Below are 16,299 nucleotides of genomic sequence, written 5' to 3'. Positions count from 1 at the left end.
GCTGATGTGCCCGCGTCACTCTGACCGCGATCACGGTGGGTCGAGGTGAGGGGCTTGGAGTGCGGCAGGACTGGGAGCCGGAGGACCTGATCGAGGTCTGGACCCTGCTCGAAGACGACACGAAGAGGCTGCGGAACAAGTCCGGGGCGACCCGACTGGGCTTCGCCCTGCTGCTGAAGTTCTTCGAGGTTGAGGCCCGGTTCCCGGAAGCCCCCGAGGAGGTTCCACATGCGGCGGTGGCGTACGTAGCCCAGCAGGTGAAGGTGCCGGCCGAGGAGTGGGCGGCCTACGACTGGGCGAGCCGGACGATCAAGCGGCACCGGATGGAGATCCGGGAGGGCTTCGGGTTCCGGGAGAACACTGAGGACGACCAGGCGACGCTGGCCGAGTGGCTCTCCACGGAACTGTGCCCGGTGGAGCTGTCCCGCGAGCGTCTGGCCGAGGCGGTGGTCGCGCGGTGCCGCAACGACCGCATCGAGCCGCCGGCCCCCGGGCAGGTACGGCGCCTGGTGGCCAGGGCGGTCAAGGACTTCGAGACGCAGTTCTGCCGCCGGACCGTGGGCTGGCTCTCGCACATCACTCGCTCGCGGCTGGACGACCTGGTGACCGGCGCCGAGCAGGAGGACGGAGCGGACGGCGACCAGGCGGCCGTGGGTGGTGGCCGGGTGTTCTTCGCCGAGCTGAAGGCCGACCCTGGGGCGCCGGGCCTGGAGAGCCTCCTCGCGGAGATCGACAAGCTCGCGCGGGTGCGGCGGCTGGGGCTGCCGGCGGACCTGTTCGCGGACGTGTCGGAGAAGCTGGTGGACTCCTGGCGGGCCCGGGCCTCGAAGGAGTATCCGGCGGACCTGCTGCCGCCCCGGATGAAGCCGGAGATGCGCTGGACGCTGCTGTCGGCGCTGTGCCACGTGCAGGAGGCCGAGATCACCGACTCGCTGGTGGACCTGTTCACCCAGCTGGTGCTGCGGATCAACACCCGGGCGGAGAAGAGGGTGGACAAGGAGTTCACCAACGAGTTGAAGAAGGTCCGCGGCAAGGACGCGATGATGCTGCGGGTCGCGGAGGCCGCGCTGGCCGAGCCGTCCGGGACGGTTCGACGGGTGATCTACCCGGTGGTCGGCGGCGAGCGCACGCTCAAGGCGCTGGCGGCCGAGGCGGCTGCGAACGAGCGCAAGTACCAGGCCCGGGTGCGGACCGTGCTGCGGTCCTCCTACTCGGGGCACTGGCGGCGGATGCTCTCGCCGCTGCTGCGGTCGCTCACGCTGAAGTGCAACAACGACCACTACCGGCCGGTGATGGACGCGATCGACCTGCTGGAGCGGTACCTGGAACAGCCGCTGAAGGAGGGCGCGTTCTTCGACCCGGCGGAGACGGTCCCGCTGGAGGACGTGGTGCCCGACCACTGGCGGGCGGCGGTGGTGGACGACAAGGGCCGGGTCGAGCGCATCCCGTACGAGCTGTGCGTGCTGGTCAAGCTGCGGGATGCGCTGCGGCGCCGGGAGATCTGGGTGGAGGGCGCGAACCGGTGGCGCAACCCGGAGGACGATCTGCCGCAGGACTTCGAAGAGAACCGGGACGTCCACTACGACGCGATCCGCCAGCCGCAGGACCCGGCGAAGTTCGTCGCCGAGCTGCAGAAGAAGCTCCGCGGCTCGCTGGACCGTTTCGAGCAGGCGCTGGCGACCGGTACCACCGGCGGGGTGTCGATCACCAAGAAGCATGGCAACCCGTGGATCAAGGTGTCGCCCCTGGCCAAGCAGGAGGAGCCGGAGAACCTGGTCGCCGTCAAGGGTGAGATCGAGCGGCGCTGGGGGACGATCGACCTCCTGGACATGCTGAAGTACGCCGAGTTCGAGACCGACTTCACCGCTGAGTTCGCCTCGGTGGCCACCCGCGAGACCACGTCCAAGGAGGTGCTGCGGCGCCGGCTGCTGCTGGTGCTGTTCGCCCTGGGCACCAACATGGGCATCAAGCGGGTCGCGGTGACCGGCAAGCACGGCGAGAGCGAGGCGACGCTGCGGCGGGTGCGGCACCTGTTCGTGAACCGGGCCAACATGCGCGCTGCCGTGGTGAAGCTGGTGAACGCCACCTTCGCCGCCCGCGACGAGATGTGGTGGGGCACCGGGACGGCGTGCGCCTCCGACAGCCGCAAGTTCGGCTCTTGGTCCTCCAACCTGATGACCGAGTGGCACCAGCGCTACCGGGGCCCCGGCGTGATGATTTACTGGCACGTCGAGCGGAAGTCGGTGTGTATCTACAGCCAGGTCAAGTCCTGCTCGGCGTCCGAGGTCGCCTCGATGATCGAGGGCGTGCTGCGGCACTGCACCGACATGGAGGTCGACCGGCAGTACACCGACACCCACGACGCCTCGATCGTCGGGTTCGCCTTCGCGCACATGCTCGACTTCAAGCTGATGCCCCGGCTGAAGAACATCGGCTCCGCCCGGCTGTACCGGCCGGCGGCCGGTGAGGACGCGAACTGGCCCAACCTCGCGCCTGTGCTGTCCACCAAGACGATCGACTGGGAGCTGATCGCCCAGCAGTACGACCAGATCGTGAAGTACACCACCGCGCTTCGCCTGGGCACCGCCGAGGCCGAGCAGGTGCTTCGCCGGTTCACTAAGGGCGGCCCCAAGCACCCCACCTACCAAGCGATCGAGGAGCTGGGCCGCGTGGTGCGTACGGCGTTCGTCTGCGACTACCTGGCCGACGCCGACATGCGCCAGGAGATCAACGAGGGACTGCAGGTGGTGGAGAACTGGAACTCGGCCAACCAGGACCTGTTCTACGGCAAGGACGGCGACCTGACCGGCAAGGACAAGGAGAGCCAGGAGGTCAGCATGCTGGCCCTGCACCTGCTCCAGTCTGCCCTGGTCCACGTCAACACCCTGCTCATGCAGCAGGTCCTGGCCGAGCCGAAGTGGGCCGACCGGCTCACCGACGCCGACCGCAGGGGGCTGTCGCCGCTGTTCTGGACGCACGTGAACCCGTACGGTCGGTTCGAGCTGGACATGAGCAACCGGCTCGACCTCAAGCCGCCCGCAACCATCCCCGGCCAACGCACCTCCCGCGAACAGCCGGTACCGACCCTGTGAGATCCCGTGTTCACGCCGGAGGGCGGCCACCAGGTTGGTGGCCGCCCTCCGGCGTCGCGGCAGCGCCTACATGGTGGTCAGTGCCGGCTGCGTCACCCGACACGGGACAACGCAGCGTGCAGACCTCACCGAAGAACCGTGGTTTCGGTTGTCCTGCTCGACCCTTCGGCCGGCAAGATCACATAAGCGCCCAGAACCAATGAGGAACTCCGAGAGATTCTCCGCAGCCTCTCGATGTCCATCCCGTGCGGCCATCGGGTTCCTGCTTCCGACCAAAGAACGCCTGACAGGTCAGTTCCCGAGAGATCGGTGTTGGTGAGGTCAGCCCTTGTGAAGTCGTCCAGGACGCCGCGCCTGAGTAGCTCGGCGAGCCGTTCGACGTTGTTCAAGCCGAACATGCCGCCGACTACCCGTTCGAGCTCGTGGACAAGCTCGCTGGCGAGATCGCAGGCACGGCCCGGAGCGCGATCGAGGGCTTTGTCGCGGGCACGTTCGAAAGCGAGGCCGCGGGCGAGGACTTGGGCGTGTTCTAGATCAAGGGCGAGGTCGCCGGTGCTTTCGAAGGCAATGCCGAGGGCGAGGACGTGGGCGTGTTCGATGGCCTCGACAACGTGGTTGAGGAAATAAGGCCGAGTACTGCGGGTGAGGTCACGTCCGCGGTCGTGAGCCTGGCTGAGGGCGAATCTGACGGCGTGATCATCCTCGGTGGGAGTGGCCCGGGTGTAGGCGCGCTCATGGGCCGCGCGAATGTTCCGGGCGAGCTCGCGGGCGCGTTCCAGGCCTTCACTACGGTTGCGAGCGAGGTCGAGGGCGTGAGCCAGAAGATCACTGATGATGGTGGCGTTCACCACCGGATGGGAGCGGAGGGCCAAGCGAACCTGTGGTGTGGCGCCTTCGATGATCGCGACGGCGCTCTGTCGGTCGGTTTTCCCGCTTGAGGGGGTCGGCGCGAGCACGGGCGTGCCAGTGTCCTTGGCACGATTGGTCCCGAGGGTCTCGGGGCGGTGCGAAGTCTTGAGTTCCGGGCGAGCAGGCTGGAAAGCCAACGCGGCTCGTACCCATCCCCACCCGCTCGATTGCGGCGGCAGGACAACCGGTCCGCGTAGTGTAGATAGAGGCCCCTTCAGTTCCAGCACGAACCGACGCTTAGTGGCCATCGAGAGTCCCCTCCTGCACCGCCTCGGCGCTCGACTTCCCGGGCGCGCGCCGAGGCGGCACCTGCGCCGAGCCTCCCGCTGTCTGGACGCTCGCAGCCTCTACGCCCATCTGTGGCGCTGTTGGCGCCGCCGGTGATGGCGCCTCGCCTCGTACCGCCATCTGTGCGATGAACAACGGCGCTGCAATCCCGATCGTGACAGCGGCGAGTGGACCGGTGATCTGCTGCGACGCGGCATAAGCGGCATTCAGCAAGACCCCCATCGCACACCGACAAACGACCGAGACCACGTAGCCGCGATACACCGGATTGCCATCGCCGTCAGTCCACGGCCACTGGGGCTTCTTAGGTGTGTGTGTTGCCGACCACAGGCCGTACGCCTCGATGAGCGCCACACCCACCAGGCCCCAAAGGCACGCTTGCCACACCTCCATGGATCCCCTCCCCAGGGAGTCTCCGCAACTCCATGCCTCAACATAGCCTTTGATGCGAACTCACGGCCCCCATGCGCGCAGCCCACATCCGAACGGTGCCACTCCAATTGGCGATCTTCAAAAAACCTTCGTTATCTGAAGATCTCCGGTTCAAGATCGAAAAGGCTCCCAGGGCCTTCAAAAACTCCTTCAACAACCCGGGCTGTTCAAGAACCCCCAGTCACCGTTTTCTGTCAGAATTCCGGGCGTGAGCACGCCACTTGAACCCGACCCGTTCGAACTCCTGGTCGCCGAACCGGCCGTGCGGACCGAGATCCGCATCGGATACGCACGGGTGTCCACCGGCGGACAGAAACTCGACCGCCAGCTCGACGCCCTCACCGAAGCCGGCTGCCGTCGCATCTTCGCCGACAAGAAGTCCGGCAAGGACGACCTGCGGCCGGAGCTGAAGGCGTGCCACGCCTTCCTCCAGAGCGGCGACACCCTGGTGGTCCCCGCGCTCGACCGCTACGGCCGCTCGCTGAAGGACCTGGTGAACATGGTCGGCGAGCTGAGGAGCCGCGGAATCGGCTTCACCTCGCTGCACGAGCGCCTGGACACCACCACCCCCGGCGGCCGGCTCATCTTCCACGTCTTCGCCGCCCTCGCCGAGTTCATCCGCGAGCTGATCGTCTCCGGCACCCGCGAGGGCCTGGCCGCCGCCCGCGCCCGCGGCAAGGTCGGCGGCCGGCCCTCCGTCGACGCCGACATCATCAAGGCCGCGCGCGACATGCTGCCCAACCCCGACCTGTCGATCACCGCGATCGCCAAGCTCCTCAAGGTCAGCCCGGGCACGCTGTACAACCACATCCCCGACCTGCGCGAGCTCCGCACCAGCCGCATCCCGGCCCAGCTCAACGGCGGCGGCAACCGATAGCCCACTCCCCGCACCCACCGACTGACACCCGAAGCGACCCCGAGACTCAACGATCGGAGCAAACGCCCGTGAATCCCCACACGCGGCATGACCGCCCCCGGGGCGGCTGGATGGCCTGCGCCTACGGGGCCGCAGCCCTTGGCGCCCTGACGCTGGCCCCGTCCCTGCACTCTCTCCACTACGTGGCCGTGCTCGGGGGCTACTCCGGGACCATGGCCTGGGCGTGGGTCACGCTCCCCGTCGGCGCGGCCGTCGTCGGTCTGCTCACGGTGATGCTGCTGATCGCGCTCGGCTCCAAGGTCGGGATGTGGCCGATGGCCATGCTTGCGCTCGGGTTCGCCGCCGTGGTGGGCGCCGACGGCTACGACGGCGCCACGACGGCCATGTGGACGGCCATGGCCGTCTTTCCGGTGGCCACCCTGGCGGCCATCTTGGCCACCGGCCGCGCCGTCAACCCCAGGGTGGCCAAGTGAGCACCCGACAGATGCGCATCCGCGTGGCCAAGGCGGGCCAGTGCCCACGCCTCGACGTGTAGCGCCCCCTCTGCCGGACGGGACCCTTTCCAACTCGGCCAGACGGTCACCGAGCGCTTCGTTCGTCACTCTGCGCTACTTGTCACTTTGCCGTAGCTATGCGAGCACAGGGCCCTCCAGCACGGGGATGCAGGGCGACAGCAGCGAATCCACGTGCTCGCTCACCCGCCCGCGGACCATCCTGATGACGAGGACCTCGTTCTCACGACCGGGGTCCTCGTCGTCGCGCACATGCAGCAGACCATAGGAGCCCTGCGCCCGCTCACCGACCTCGCGGAAGAACGCCGGGATCTCCGCGTCACGGTGGTTCGGGAAACCCCCGAAGTGAATGAACACCTTCCCGTTCATCCACCGCAGATCGAGCAGGTAAGGGCTGTCGATCTCCCGGATCCGCTCCTCGATGCCCCCGACGACCAATCGGAAGCGATCGTCGTCATACTCCTCGTCGTCGAGGGTGGCGCTCTCCAGAACCTTGATCCAGCCGTGGTATTCGAACATGCGCCGCAACCTACCGAGCAGCCGATCAGCGACCCACCCGATTCCCGCTCACCCGGATCCCCACGTTGTCCGACCGTCGACCAGGTGAGGAACCGGAGCGACACCGGCCCGGTTTCAAGGCTCTGCCCGGGTCCATGTGAATCTCCGGGCCAGAGTCCCATTACCCGCCATACCACCGGAACCGACCTCAGCCGTCCGGAGGACGGAGCGGGGACCGTCGGTCAGCGGGAAGGCGAGCCGTGGACCGCCCACCAGGCCCTCAGGTGTGCCTCGGCCTCTTCGGCGCTCAGGGGGCCCCGTTCCTCTCGGAGCCCGCACATGAACTGGTAGGCACGGCCGACCGCGGCACCCGGTCGGAGGCCGAGGATCTCCATGATCCGGTGGCCGTCGAGGTCCGGGCGCAGGGGCTGCTCCTCGACGGCGCCACCGGTCTGCGCGATGCGACTCTCGAGCTCGTCGTACGCACGCAGCCAGCGCCCGGCCGATCGGGTCTCGCGCGTGCTGCAGTCGGCGCGGACGAGCTTGTGCAGGCGGTCGGCCAGCGGTCCGGCATCCCGTGCGTACCGGCGCACCGCCGGATCGGTCCACCGCTGCGGGACATAGCCGTTGAAACGGGTGTGCAGCTCGACCAGCCGGGCTACCCCGTCGACGGTCTCGACGGGGTAGCCGAGCGCCCGCAGGCGCTTGCGGGCCGTCTTCGCCCCGACGATCTCGTGGTGGTGGAAGGTGGAGTGGCCGTCCGGCCCTGGACGCCGGGTACGGGGAGTGCCGATGTCGTGCAGCAGGACGGCCAGCCGCAGCACCAGGTCCGGGCCGTCCGTCTCCAGGGCGACCGCCTGGTCCAGCACGGCCAGCGTGTGCTCGTAGACATCGGGATGGCGGTGGTGGTGGGCTGATTCCGAACGCAGGGCCGGCAGCTCGGGCAGCAGGCGTGCCGCGAGGCCGCCGTCGACCAGTGCGCGCAGCCCCAGGGAAGGGTGGCCGGCCGTCAGCAGCGCGCTGAACTCACCGCACACCGTCGTCGCGGGGAGTTCCGAGACGCGGTGCGCGTTCGCCGCCACGGCGGACAGGACCTCCGCCGGTACGACGCGACCGTGTTCGGCGCAGCACCGGACCGCACCGAGCATCAGCAGTGGCTCGCGGGAGAACTCGGCGCCGGGATCGCCGGAGAACCCCCACAGTCGTCCCCGTGCCTGGTGGCCGTCTTCCTGCGGAACGGCCCAAGCCGGTACGACCGGCGGTGCGGGAGGCCCCGGAGGCCGGGTGTTCCGGAAGACCGTGCGCCAGTGGTCCAGCCGTTCCCGCAGCTCCCCGGGTAGGCCCGCCCGATCCGACGCTCCAGACGGTCGGCCTCGTCCAGCGCGGAGCGGTACGGATCGCGGAAGACCGGCGGTGACTCCTGCCCGTCAAGGATGTCGAGCACCGCTTCGAGGCGCGCGGACTCCTCCGCCGCCGCGGTCGGCACGGTCTCCACTGCGGCCTCCAGCTGGCGGTGGGTGCGGTGCAGGAGCTGCTGGTGCTCCGCGCGGAGCCGGGCGACCGCGTCGTCGTCCGTGTCCCGGGCCGGGTCGAGGCCCTGCAGGACGTGGCGGAAGAAGGCAGGGGTCACGTCGGTGGACCGGTCGTCGGCTGGGAGGGTGACCAGGGCGGACAGCAGCGGCTGACGGTCCGCCGCGCGTTCGCCGTCCACCAGCGTCAGCAGGGCGAGGCGACGGGCGGGGCTGACGTCCTTCGGTCGGATGTTGTTCGCTTCGAGCAGGTCGCTCCAGGTGATGGTCGTACCGGCCCGGGCGATCTCGACGAGTGTGCGGGTCATCGCCAGCGCCAGGGCCTGCTCCCGGGCGGGAGGCGCGGCCGGAGTCGCCGTCCGCGCCTCGGCGGTCCGCTGAGCGGGGCGGGCCGGCCCGGCGACGGCGGGGCCCGCCGGTGGCGGATCCGATGCGACGCGGGGAGCGACGGAAGCGGCCTCCGTCCGTCCGGCCCGTGGCGGGGGCGTGAGCGCTGTCCAGGCGGTCGCGGCCCCGTCGCCGAGACGACGGATGCGCTCGGCGCGCAGGCACCAGGGTGCGGACGCGTCGGCGGAGCGCGGTTCGCCGACCAGGGCCGCGCCCTCGGTCAGCACGTAGACGGCATGCGGATCGAGGAGTGGCTGCGGGCCGGGCAGGGATATTCGGGCCCGGACAGCCGTGGAGCCGCGGGGCTGCGCCTCGGCGTCATAGGTCCGGCGCCGTCCGGGAGCCGCGTCGGGAGAGGGCCTGGCACCGGTGAAGGCGACCGATCCGGGCACCAGAGGGAACACCGGGCCCACCGCGGCCACAGGCCGGGTGGGCACGAGGCCCGCGACCGTGGTGGCCGGCCCGGCGGGCGGCGCAGCAGGGGTCTTCGCCGGCTGCGCCGCGGGCGGCACGGGGTGGGCCTCCGTACGGGGGCGGATACCGCTGGGCCCTTGTTCGAGCGACGGGGTAAGGACGCCCTGCCGGAGCAGCCGGCACCGGTCGAGGCTGGTCCATTCGACGGTGTGGTCCGGCAGTTGGGTGCCCACGGACACCGTGCGGGTACCGTTCTCGGTCTCGCAGCGGAAGCGCAGGGCATACCCCGTCGCCTCGACCTCGTACGGTGCGAGCTGGCTCTCCGGGCCGTACATGCGGACAAGCGGCGTACCGCGGTGGCGTGCCGAGAGACTCCGGCCATCGGCCTGCCAGTCGGCGAACGGCCGACGGAGCATCTGGACGTGCAGGAGGCGCCTGCGGTCACGCGGGCCGAAGGTGATCTCGATGCTGTCGCTGCGGGCGTGCCGCTGTCTGGCGTAGTGCACGGTGACGCCGGTCTGGCCCTGGCTGCGGAGCCACGCCCCGAGAGCCTTGCCGATGTAGAGGTGGTCGGCGCTGCTCTCACCGAGGGCGGTGCGGCTGCACCGAACCGGCGGGCGGTGGGCGAAGTGGGACTTCTTGTCGTCGCATGCCCGCAGGGTCAGCGGCTTCCCGCAGCCGCCGAGCAGGACGCCGCAGGTGAAGGCGTTGGCGCCGTGGGCATCGCGGAGCTTCGCGGCAGGCTTCTTGTCGAAGGGGAGGAAGACAGGATCGTATCCGTCCGGGCCGCCCAGGACAGCGGTCTGGACCTTGCGGGTGTCCTCTTCGTCTCTGGCCGACGCCATGCGGGGGTGCGCTCCTCGGAGTTGTGGGAGAACCGAGCGGATACCCGGAACGCTGTGGGGGAAGGCGACCCCACAGCGACGGGTAGACCATAGCCAGCCGGGCGGCGAGGCTGCCAGCGCCTCATGGCCCCGCAGGATCGGAGCTCCCCCACCACCAATGTCCCCGCCGCCCCGCACGCCACCTCGCAGACCGGCATCACTGAGGCCCTGCTCGTCGGCGCGGCCGCGGCCGCCAAGGTGACGGCCCGGCTCGACGCCCACCACACCTCCACGAGGCCGGGATGATCGCCCGCCAGGGAGCGAACTGCCCCCTCCTGGCCGCGACGCCGTTGCTCGATACGATCCGCCTCGCCAAGGCGGTAGCCCCCAGGCTCAGCTCGTACGGCCTGGACGCCCCTCCTCGGCCACAACGGCATCGCCAAGCCGGCCGACCGGCACCGTGCACTGCCCGTGTCGGGGTCACCGCCCGGCTGGAGCTATCCCCGCGCTCGCGGGGCCGACATCTCGCGTGGCAGGAGCGCGACCTCGGCGCAGGAGCTATCCCCGCGAGCGCGGGGCCGACACTTCCTGACCTGCTGCGATTGGGCTCAGAGTGCGCCAATCCATTCAGTTCGAATCCGGAGCCCGACGTACGCCGGGCCAACTCCCCAGCGGCTGTCTGTCTCAGCTGCGCCCCGGCGAGCCGACTCTGAACCTTCGCCAACACCGATCGTACGGGCTGTTGTCAGCATGGGTACAGGAGACGGGTTCGCCGGTGGCCTCGTCGGTCAGGGCCCGGGGCTGAGAGGCTGACGAAGGACGACCTCCAGCTCGGCGATGCCGCCGCCCTCGGCGCCTCCGCGATCGGCCGCCTCGCCGCCGTCGCCGAAGTCGGCGCCGCATACCGCCGCTGCGTGGTCCTGCGGACATACGAGGTCGACCCACCGCTCGGGCGCGAGCAGCCGACTGTGGATCGGGTCGTCGGCGAAGGCACAGCGCTTGCCGGTGGTCCAGGTGTCGGCGCCGACTGGCGGGGAGGCACCTCGTAGGAACGTCACCGGTGTCGGCCACGTCGCTTCCTTGGACTCCGCCCGACGGGTCCAGTAGTTCACAGGCCCAGGCTGCTCCGCCTTGGGCGCCGGGTCGGTTGCGGGTTCTGCCCGGTAGCGGCGAGACGGGCCGCTGAGCGCCTGAGGGTGATGCGGTCGGCGGCCTGAGGGTCGGGGGTGGAGGCGAGCCGGTGGTAGAGGCCTTGGGCGGCGAGGTCGGCTCCGAGCGCCGAGACCACGGTGGCGAGGGCCCGCTCGGCGGCCGCGCTCGCCTGGCCGGCGGACCGGTACTCCTCGGCGAGCTCGGCACGTCGGTCGGCGGGCAGCGGCCGGGCCGGCAGCCGGTTGTGCCCGGGGCCGGAGGCCCGCATCACCAGCCGCCGGGTGTCGGCGAGGCGCTCGGCGAGGACCGCGTGGTCTTCGGCGAGGTGCTGGAGCCGAGCGGAGACCTGGCGCAGGGCGTCGCTCCACACCGGCAGGGCCGCGGCGATGTCGCAGGCCTGACGGGTCGGTCCCCCGTGGCCGTGGGACAGCCGCCAGGCCGGGTCGGCGTAGAGGAGCCGGCCCACCCGGTCGACCAGGGCGTGCGACTCCGCGGTGACGGCGGAGAGGGTGTTGTCGGGAGCGGAGCGCAGGGGGAACCAACAGGCGCGTACGCGGCGCCAGGCGAGCTCGGCTGCTTCCCAGGCGGTATCGGCGGCGTGGACGGACGCGAGGTGGGCGGACACGGTGGCGGGAGCGTGGGTGGCAGCGTGGGTGAACAGCAACCGGGTCAGCTGGTAGACGGCGAAGGCGTTGGAGGCCGCGGTGCCCATGGCGGAGGCCGTGTGTGCGTGGGAGTCGTCACCCACCTGTACGGCGCGCCAGCTGATGTCCGCGAGCCGGTCGGCCGAGGCGGCGGCGCCGGCGCTGAGCTGCGCAGGGGTCTCCGCGGTGCGGGGCGGGTCCGGCTGAAGCAGCGCGCGGGGCCGTACGGTGTCGAGCGCCGCGCCGCCGATCCGGACGTCCGGGTCGGCGGCGAGCGCCCGGACCTCCTGCTGCACCACTGCCAGCTGGTCGACGACCCGGCCGAGGCCACGGATGCGTTCGGTGAAGGACGCGCTGGAGGTGGCCGCGCCGAGGCGGCCCACCAGGTCCGCGACCGTTCCGGCGAGAGCGAGGACGCGGACCAGGACGGCGGTGCGCAGGTGTGTGCTCTCCAGGGCGAGTCCGTGCCGGGTGAGGGGTCGGCCGTCGGGATCGGTGTGGGTGGCGAGCAGGTCCAGGCCGGTGCGCAGGGCCTGGATGGCATGGGGGACGTACCGGGGTGCTTGGAACGCCTGGAGGGCCGTGAGGGCCGGCGGCTTGCCGTAGGCGGCTCTGAGCTGTCGGGCGGCTTCGGCCAGGGCTACGTGCAGCCGGGCCCGGCAGGCACTGTCCGGTGCCGGGCCGGGGCCGGTGGGCGCCCGGTCGGGGAGGGTGTCCACCGGTTCCCAGGCGTACCGGGTCTCCACCGCGAGGAAGAGGTCCAGCAGATCCGCGACCTGATGGCCAACGGTCCGTCGGTAGAGCTCCGAGCTCCGCTCGATCGGCAGGTAGTCGGCGTCGCTGAGGTAGCTGCCGGCGAGCACAAGGAACTCGCCGAACTCCGCGCTCACCGGGTGGTCTCCGCCGGGCGGAGCGTGGTGCGCACGGCGGCGGCGGTGTGCCCGAGGAGGCGAACGGCAACCAGGACGGTGTAGGTCTCGTCCGGCGTCGCCGCGGTGGCGGCCGCTGCCGAAAGCCGACGCTCCGCCTGCTCCAGGAATTCGGCGAGCCGTCGGCCGTCGGCGAAGGTGAGGTCGGTTTCGGGGTCGTCGCCGTCGTCGGGCTCCGGCAGGAAGCCGCGGAGCTCGATCGCGTGGTTGAAGGTACCGCAGGCGGCCAGGGTGTCACCGCCTGTGTCGGTGGTGACGGCCAGGGCCCAGTACCCGGTCTGGTTGGCGAGGGACCAGGCCGCCGAGAGCGGGCCCTGGATGCCGGGCTCGGCGAGTCGGGCGGCGATGCGGTCGAACCAGGCGGTCGTCATGGCGGACTCCTTCGTCAGGTGTTGTCGTGGCGGTCAGGGTCGCGGATCCGGCCGCCCCCAAGGACGGTGGTGCGGGTTCCTGTGGACAACCCGGGGGTTGTGGGTGGATCCGGTCACCCGGACGGGGGATCAGGTGACGATCCGGCGGACGGCGACAACCTGGTCGGGGCCGCTGCCGGCCGCTCTCCAGGCCTGGTAGCTGCCCGTCCGGATCTGGAGGCCGGTGCGGGGGGCCTCCAGGAGGAGGCCGTCGCCGATGTAGAGGGCGACGTGGCCGGGGCGGCCCGGGCCTCCGCCGTCCGTTCCGGTGGTGAAGACGAGGTCGCCGGGCCGGATGCTGTCCGGGTCGACCGGTTGCCCCTCCCCGACCTGGGTGAACGTCGAGCGGCTCAGTCGGATCCCGGCGTGGGCGTAGGCCTGCTGGACCAGGCTGGAGCAGTCGCACCGGTGGGAGGGGGCGGTGCCCAGCGGGTCGGCGCAGTCCCCGCCGAAGGTGTACCAGCCGCCGCGCTGGGCCAGGGCCCAGCGGATCGCGGCGGCGGCCTGCGGGTGGGTGCCGGCCGGGACGTCCCACCCCGATGGAAGGGCGCCGTCGGCGGGGCCCTGCGGCCCGGCGGACAGGGGGGCGGTGAAGTCCGGGACCGCGGCGACGACGGCGGCGACGTACTGCCGGGTCTCCTGGTAGGGCGGGATGCCGTGGGCGGCTTCGACGGCGTGCCAGCCCGCGTTGTAGCCCGCGAGCGCGAGCTGCCACGGGTCGGCGTCGATGCCGGAGTCGCGGGCCTGGCGGATCAGCGAGCACATCATCCGACCCTGGGCGTCGATCGCGTCGGCCGGATCGAACGGGCTGGTCACACCGTTGCCGTCGGCGTCCCGGCCCCAGGTATGCCAGGTGTCCGGGACGAACTGGGCCATGCCCTGGGCGCCCGCCGGGCTCTGGGCGTTGGGGTCGAAGCCGCTCTCCTGGTGGAGCTGGGCGGCGAGCCGGGGGGAGGTCAAGCCCTGGTCGCAGGCCCCGGCCGCGCGCTCGATCATCGGGACGTACCGGGCCGGGACGCTGCCCGGCCGAAGGGCGCTGCCGTACGGTCCGCGCCCGGGAGCGCTCGCGGCGGCCGGTGTGTCGGTGGCGGCCATCAGCAGCACCAGGGCGAGCACCCCGGCGGGCGCGGTGGCCGCGCCCGCCGCCAGCAGGATCGCCCGTTTGGGCATGGTCCAGGTCCCTCGATCGTGTGGTGCCCGACGGCATGTCAGATGCCGACCGCCCCGGACGGGCCGGCGCTGACGACGCGCGCGTACCCGGAGGTGGGGAAGAGGACCAGCGGCGGCCCGCCCCTGCAAGGTCGTACTGCACCGACACACTCCTGATCACTATCAGCTCTCAGTCGATCGCCGAGTGTAAGCAGAACGGCCGTCACTGTGCTAGACAGTGCGGCTACAGCCAGTGATGGCCACGGATGGCATCGCTGATCATCGGTCAGGTCAGGTGGGGGGGTGAGCGTCGTGGGCAGGTCCGCGCCCGTGGCCGGGCTGCACTCCGGCGCCCGGCTGGTCGTCCCGGTCCTGGGGGCGGCAGCCGGCAGCGGCCGGAGCACCGTGGCCCTGCTCGCCGCGGCCGGGCTGGCCCGGCTCGCCCCGACGGTGGTGCTCGACTGCGCGCCGACCGCGTCGTCGCCGTGGCGCCGCTGGCCGCTGGCCGGCGGCACCGGGCTCGCCTCCGTACCCGCCGACCGGTCGCTCCACACCGGTCAGGTCCGCGCGGCCGCCTCGTCCTGCCTGGACGGCCTGGTCCAGGTGCTCACCGACCGCAGGCCCTGGTCGCAGCCGCCGCTCGCGCTGCCCTCGGCGCCGTCGGCATGGCCGGCGCTGGCGGGGATGGGCGGCTGGCGGGTGAGCGTGGCGGACACGGCGCTGACCGTCGCGGACGACCTCGGTGACGCCGGGGTCCGCTCGCGCACCGCCCGGTGGATGCTGCTGGAGCGGGCCGTGCCGGTGATCTGCGCGCCGACGTCGCGAGAGGGGCTGGAGGCGGCCGCCGTCGCGATCGCCGCCGCCGAGAGCACGGGGCTGCCGCTTCAACGGTGCGTGCTGGTGCTGGTCGGCGTGGCCGGCGGGATGCCGCGGCAGTGCCGGGCGGTCGCCACCATGCTCGCTCCCCGGGTCGGCGCGGTGGTGCGGGTACCGCACTGCCCCGCCTGGCGGGCGCACGCCCTGCGGACCGACCGGCTCAGCCGCCGGTTCGAGGCAGCCGGCTCCCAATTGACCGACACCCTGATCACCACGGCCGAGAGGTCCTGGGGCCCGCTGCGCGCCCCGGCCGGGACGGCCACCACTCCGGAGGACCCCTCGCATGACGACCTCTACGTCCCTGCCGGCGGCCCGGCTGACCGCCCTGCCGCTCAATGACCCCACCGCCGCCCCGAGCGGGTCGTTCTACGACATCGGGAAGAACTTCACCCCGCAGGTCCCGACCGGGGAGGTCGGCAGCGCGCTGACCACGATCGTGAACTGGACGATGGGGATCTGCCTCGCCCTGGTGGTCGGCGCGCTGTGCGCGTGCGCCGCGATGGACTCGTTCGGCAGCATCTCGGACAAGCCGGACGTCAGTGCGCGGGGCAAGGCCGGCATGCCGAAATGCTTCCGGGCGGCCGTGGTGATCGGGCTGGCCTGGCCGATCGTCTACCTCGGCGCGAGCCTGAAGGGCTGACGAGGTGGACTCCATCGAGCTCCGTCGGCACCGGGCCCTGCGCAGGCTGGCCACCGGGGCGGCCTTGGCAGCGGCCGCCGCCGCGGGCGCGGTCGCCGTCCTGCTCTGGCAGACCGGGCCCGAACCGGGGGCCGGCGCTGCCGCCCCCGCCACCGCTTCGGCCGCCGCCGTGCCGCCGTCCGCGAGCCCGTCCACGGTGGTGGATGCGGTGCCGTTGCCCGCGCCCGCCCGGGTCGAGCAGGGCATCCCGGTCGGCTACCCGCACACCCTGGCCGGTGCCGTGTCCGCGGCCGCCCATTACACCGAGGCCCGCGACCTGCTGAGCCCCGACGCGGCCCCGGCGCAGATGATGGTGATGGCCGGCCAGGGCGACGAGAACTTCTTCAAGCTGACCTCGCTGGCGATCGCGGACGCCCGGGACTGGCGGCGCCTGCTCGGCCTCCCCGAAGCCGGGGGCAGCACCGGCTCGGACTTCATCGCCCTCCAGGTCCGCGCCTACCAGGCAACTCCCGTAAGCGCGGACGCCGTCGACGTGTGGCTGCTGACCACCCAGACTCCCACCGTCAGCGGCATCCAACACGGCACCGGCGTCTTCGCCATCGCCGCCCCGGTGGTGTGGAACGGAGGCGACTGGCACCTGATCGAAAAGAAGGTCACGCAATCCCCGGTCGTCGAGGATCCGGGTACCGCGCAGGCTGACGCGGCCGGCTGGAGGCCCGTTGCCTACCAGCACTAGC

At 71.4% G+C, this 16,299-nt stretch carries 15 protein-coding genes; 7 read left to right on the top strand and 8 right to left on the bottom strand.

Annotated elements, in window-relative coordinates; all coding sequences use genetic code 11:
* The first annotated feature begins 59 nt into the window (after positions 1 to 59).
* Positions 60 to 3,092: a Tn3 family transposase gene (locus ACFCY1_RS22930; protein WP_375875837.1), complete on the top strand. Its 3,033-nt coding sequence runs from the start codon at positions 60 to 62 to the stop codon at positions 3,090 to 3,092.
* Positions 3,093 to 3,217: 125 nt separating this feature from the next.
* Here ACFCY1_RS22930 and ACFCY1_RS22925 read toward each other — a convergent pair whose 3' ends face one another.
* Positions 3,218 to 4,228, bottom strand: a complete 1,011-nt coding sequence (locus ACFCY1_RS22925) for a pentapeptide repeat-containing protein (RefSeq protein WP_375875836.1) — start codon at positions 4,226 to 4,228, stop codon at positions 3,218 to 3,220.
* Between the two features lie 701 nt (positions 4,229 to 4,929).
* Between ACFCY1_RS22925 and ACFCY1_RS22920 the strand changes: the two genes are divergently transcribed.
* Together ACFCY1_RS22920 and ACFCY1_RS22915 are read left to right on the top strand one after the other, a co-directional pair.
* Entirely contained in the window at positions 4,930 to 5,598 is a 669-nt protein-coding gene (locus ACFCY1_RS22920; RefSeq protein ID WP_375875835.1) for a recombinase family protein, read from the top strand.
* Between the two features lie 68 nt (positions 5,599 to 5,666).
* A complete protein-coding gene (locus tag ACFCY1_RS22915) occupies positions 5,667 to 6,071 on the top strand; it encodes a hypothetical protein (protein WP_375875834.1) in 405 nt (134 codons plus the stop codon).
* 156 nt (positions 6,072 to 6,227) lie between these two features.
* Here ACFCY1_RS22915 and ACFCY1_RS22910 read toward each other — a convergent pair whose 3' ends face one another.
* The 3 genes from ACFCY1_RS22910 to ACFCY1_RS22900 form a co-directional block, all read right to left on the bottom strand.
* Positions 6,228 to 6,629 (bottom strand): Imm7 family immunity protein, encoded by a 402-nt coding sequence (locus ACFCY1_RS22910; protein ID WP_375875833.1) that lies wholly within the window; start codon positions 6,627 to 6,629, stop codon positions 6,228 to 6,230.
* A gap of 221 nt (positions 6,630 to 6,850) precedes the next feature.
* Complete coding sequence (locus ACFCY1_RS22905; protein ID WP_375875832.1) at positions 6,851 to 7,756, bottom strand: HDIG domain-containing metalloprotein; 906 nt, start codon at positions 7,754 to 7,756, stop codon at positions 6,851 to 6,853.
* Positions 7,756 to 9,783, bottom strand: coding sequence for a competence protein CoiA family protein (locus ACFCY1_RS22900; protein WP_375875831.1), 2,028 nt, complete (start codon positions 9,781 to 9,783; stop codon positions 7,756 to 7,758). Before ACFCY1_RS22900 ends, ACFCY1_RS22905 begins: the two co-directional genes overlap by 1 nt.
* Before the next feature lie 123 nt (positions 9,784 to 9,906).
* Here ACFCY1_RS22900 and ACFCY1_RS22895 point away from each other — a divergent pair, with 123 nt between their 5' ends.
* Positions 9,907 to 10,068 (top strand): hypothetical protein, encoded by a 162-nt coding sequence (locus tag ACFCY1_RS22895; RefSeq protein WP_375875830.1) that lies wholly within the window; start codon positions 9,907 to 9,909, stop codon positions 10,066 to 10,068.
* A gap of 482 nt (positions 10,069 to 10,550) precedes the next feature.
* On the opposite strand, the gene ACFCY1_RS22890 is transcribed toward ACFCY1_RS22895, so the two are convergent.
* The 4 genes from ACFCY1_RS22890 to ACFCY1_RS22875 form a co-directional block, all read right to left on the bottom strand.
* Positions 10,551 to 10,874 (bottom strand): hypothetical protein, encoded by a 324-nt coding sequence (locus ACFCY1_RS22890; RefSeq protein ID WP_375875829.1) that lies wholly within the window; start codon positions 10,872 to 10,874, stop codon positions 10,551 to 10,553.
* On the bottom strand, positions 10,871 to 12,448 hold the full coding sequence (locus ACFCY1_RS22885) for a hypothetical protein (RefSeq protein WP_375875828.1): 1,578 nt from the start codon (positions 12,446 to 12,448) through the stop codon (positions 10,871 to 10,873). Before ACFCY1_RS22885 ends, ACFCY1_RS22890 begins: the two co-directional genes overlap by 4 nt.
* On the bottom strand, positions 12,445 to 12,858 hold the full coding sequence (locus tag ACFCY1_RS22880) for a hypothetical protein (RefSeq protein WP_375875827.1): 414 nt from the start codon (positions 12,856 to 12,858) through the stop codon (positions 12,445 to 12,447). The genes ACFCY1_RS22885 and ACFCY1_RS22880 overlap by 4 nt, the downstream gene beginning before the upstream one ends.
* A gap of 129 nt (positions 12,859 to 12,987) precedes the next feature.
* Positions 12,988 to 14,067 carry an NlpC/P60 family protein gene (locus ACFCY1_RS22875; protein WP_375875826.1) on the bottom strand — a complete coding sequence of 360 codons (1,080 nt, stop codon included), beginning with the start codon at positions 14,065 to 14,067 and terminating at the stop codon, positions 12,988 to 12,990.
* 291 nt (positions 14,068 to 14,358) lie between these two features.
* On the opposite strand from ACFCY1_RS22875, the gene ACFCY1_RS22870 reads away from it, so the two are divergent.
* From ACFCY1_RS22870 to ACFCY1_RS22860, 3 genes are read left to right on the top strand one after another with little or no spacing between them, the layout of a single operon-like run.
* Positions 14,359 to 15,261, top strand: coding sequence for a hypothetical protein (locus tag ACFCY1_RS22870; RefSeq protein WP_375875825.1), 903 nt, complete (start codon positions 14,359 to 14,361; stop codon positions 15,259 to 15,261).
* Positions 15,206 to 15,562: a hypothetical protein gene (locus ACFCY1_RS22865; protein WP_375875824.1), complete on the top strand. Its 357-nt coding sequence runs from the start codon at positions 15,206 to 15,208 to the stop codon at positions 15,560 to 15,562. Before ACFCY1_RS22870 ends, ACFCY1_RS22865 begins: the two co-directional genes overlap by 56 nt.
* 4 nt (positions 15,563 to 15,566) lie before the next feature.
* The gene (locus ACFCY1_RS22860) at positions 15,567 to 16,298 is read left to right on the top strand and encodes a hypothetical protein (RefSeq protein WP_375875822.1); all 732 of its coding nucleotides are present in this window, start codon (positions 15,567 to 15,569) and stop codon (positions 16,296 to 16,298) included.
* The last annotated feature ends 1 nt before the right edge of the window (position 16,299 follow it).

Origin of the sequence: Kitasatospora sp. NPDC056273 (assembly GCF_042268845.1) — a bacterium.
Lineage (GTDB): Bacteria > Actinomycetota > Actinomycetes > Streptomycetales > Streptomycetaceae > Kitasatospora.
This window is presented reverse-complemented; position numbering and strand designations above follow the sequence as displayed.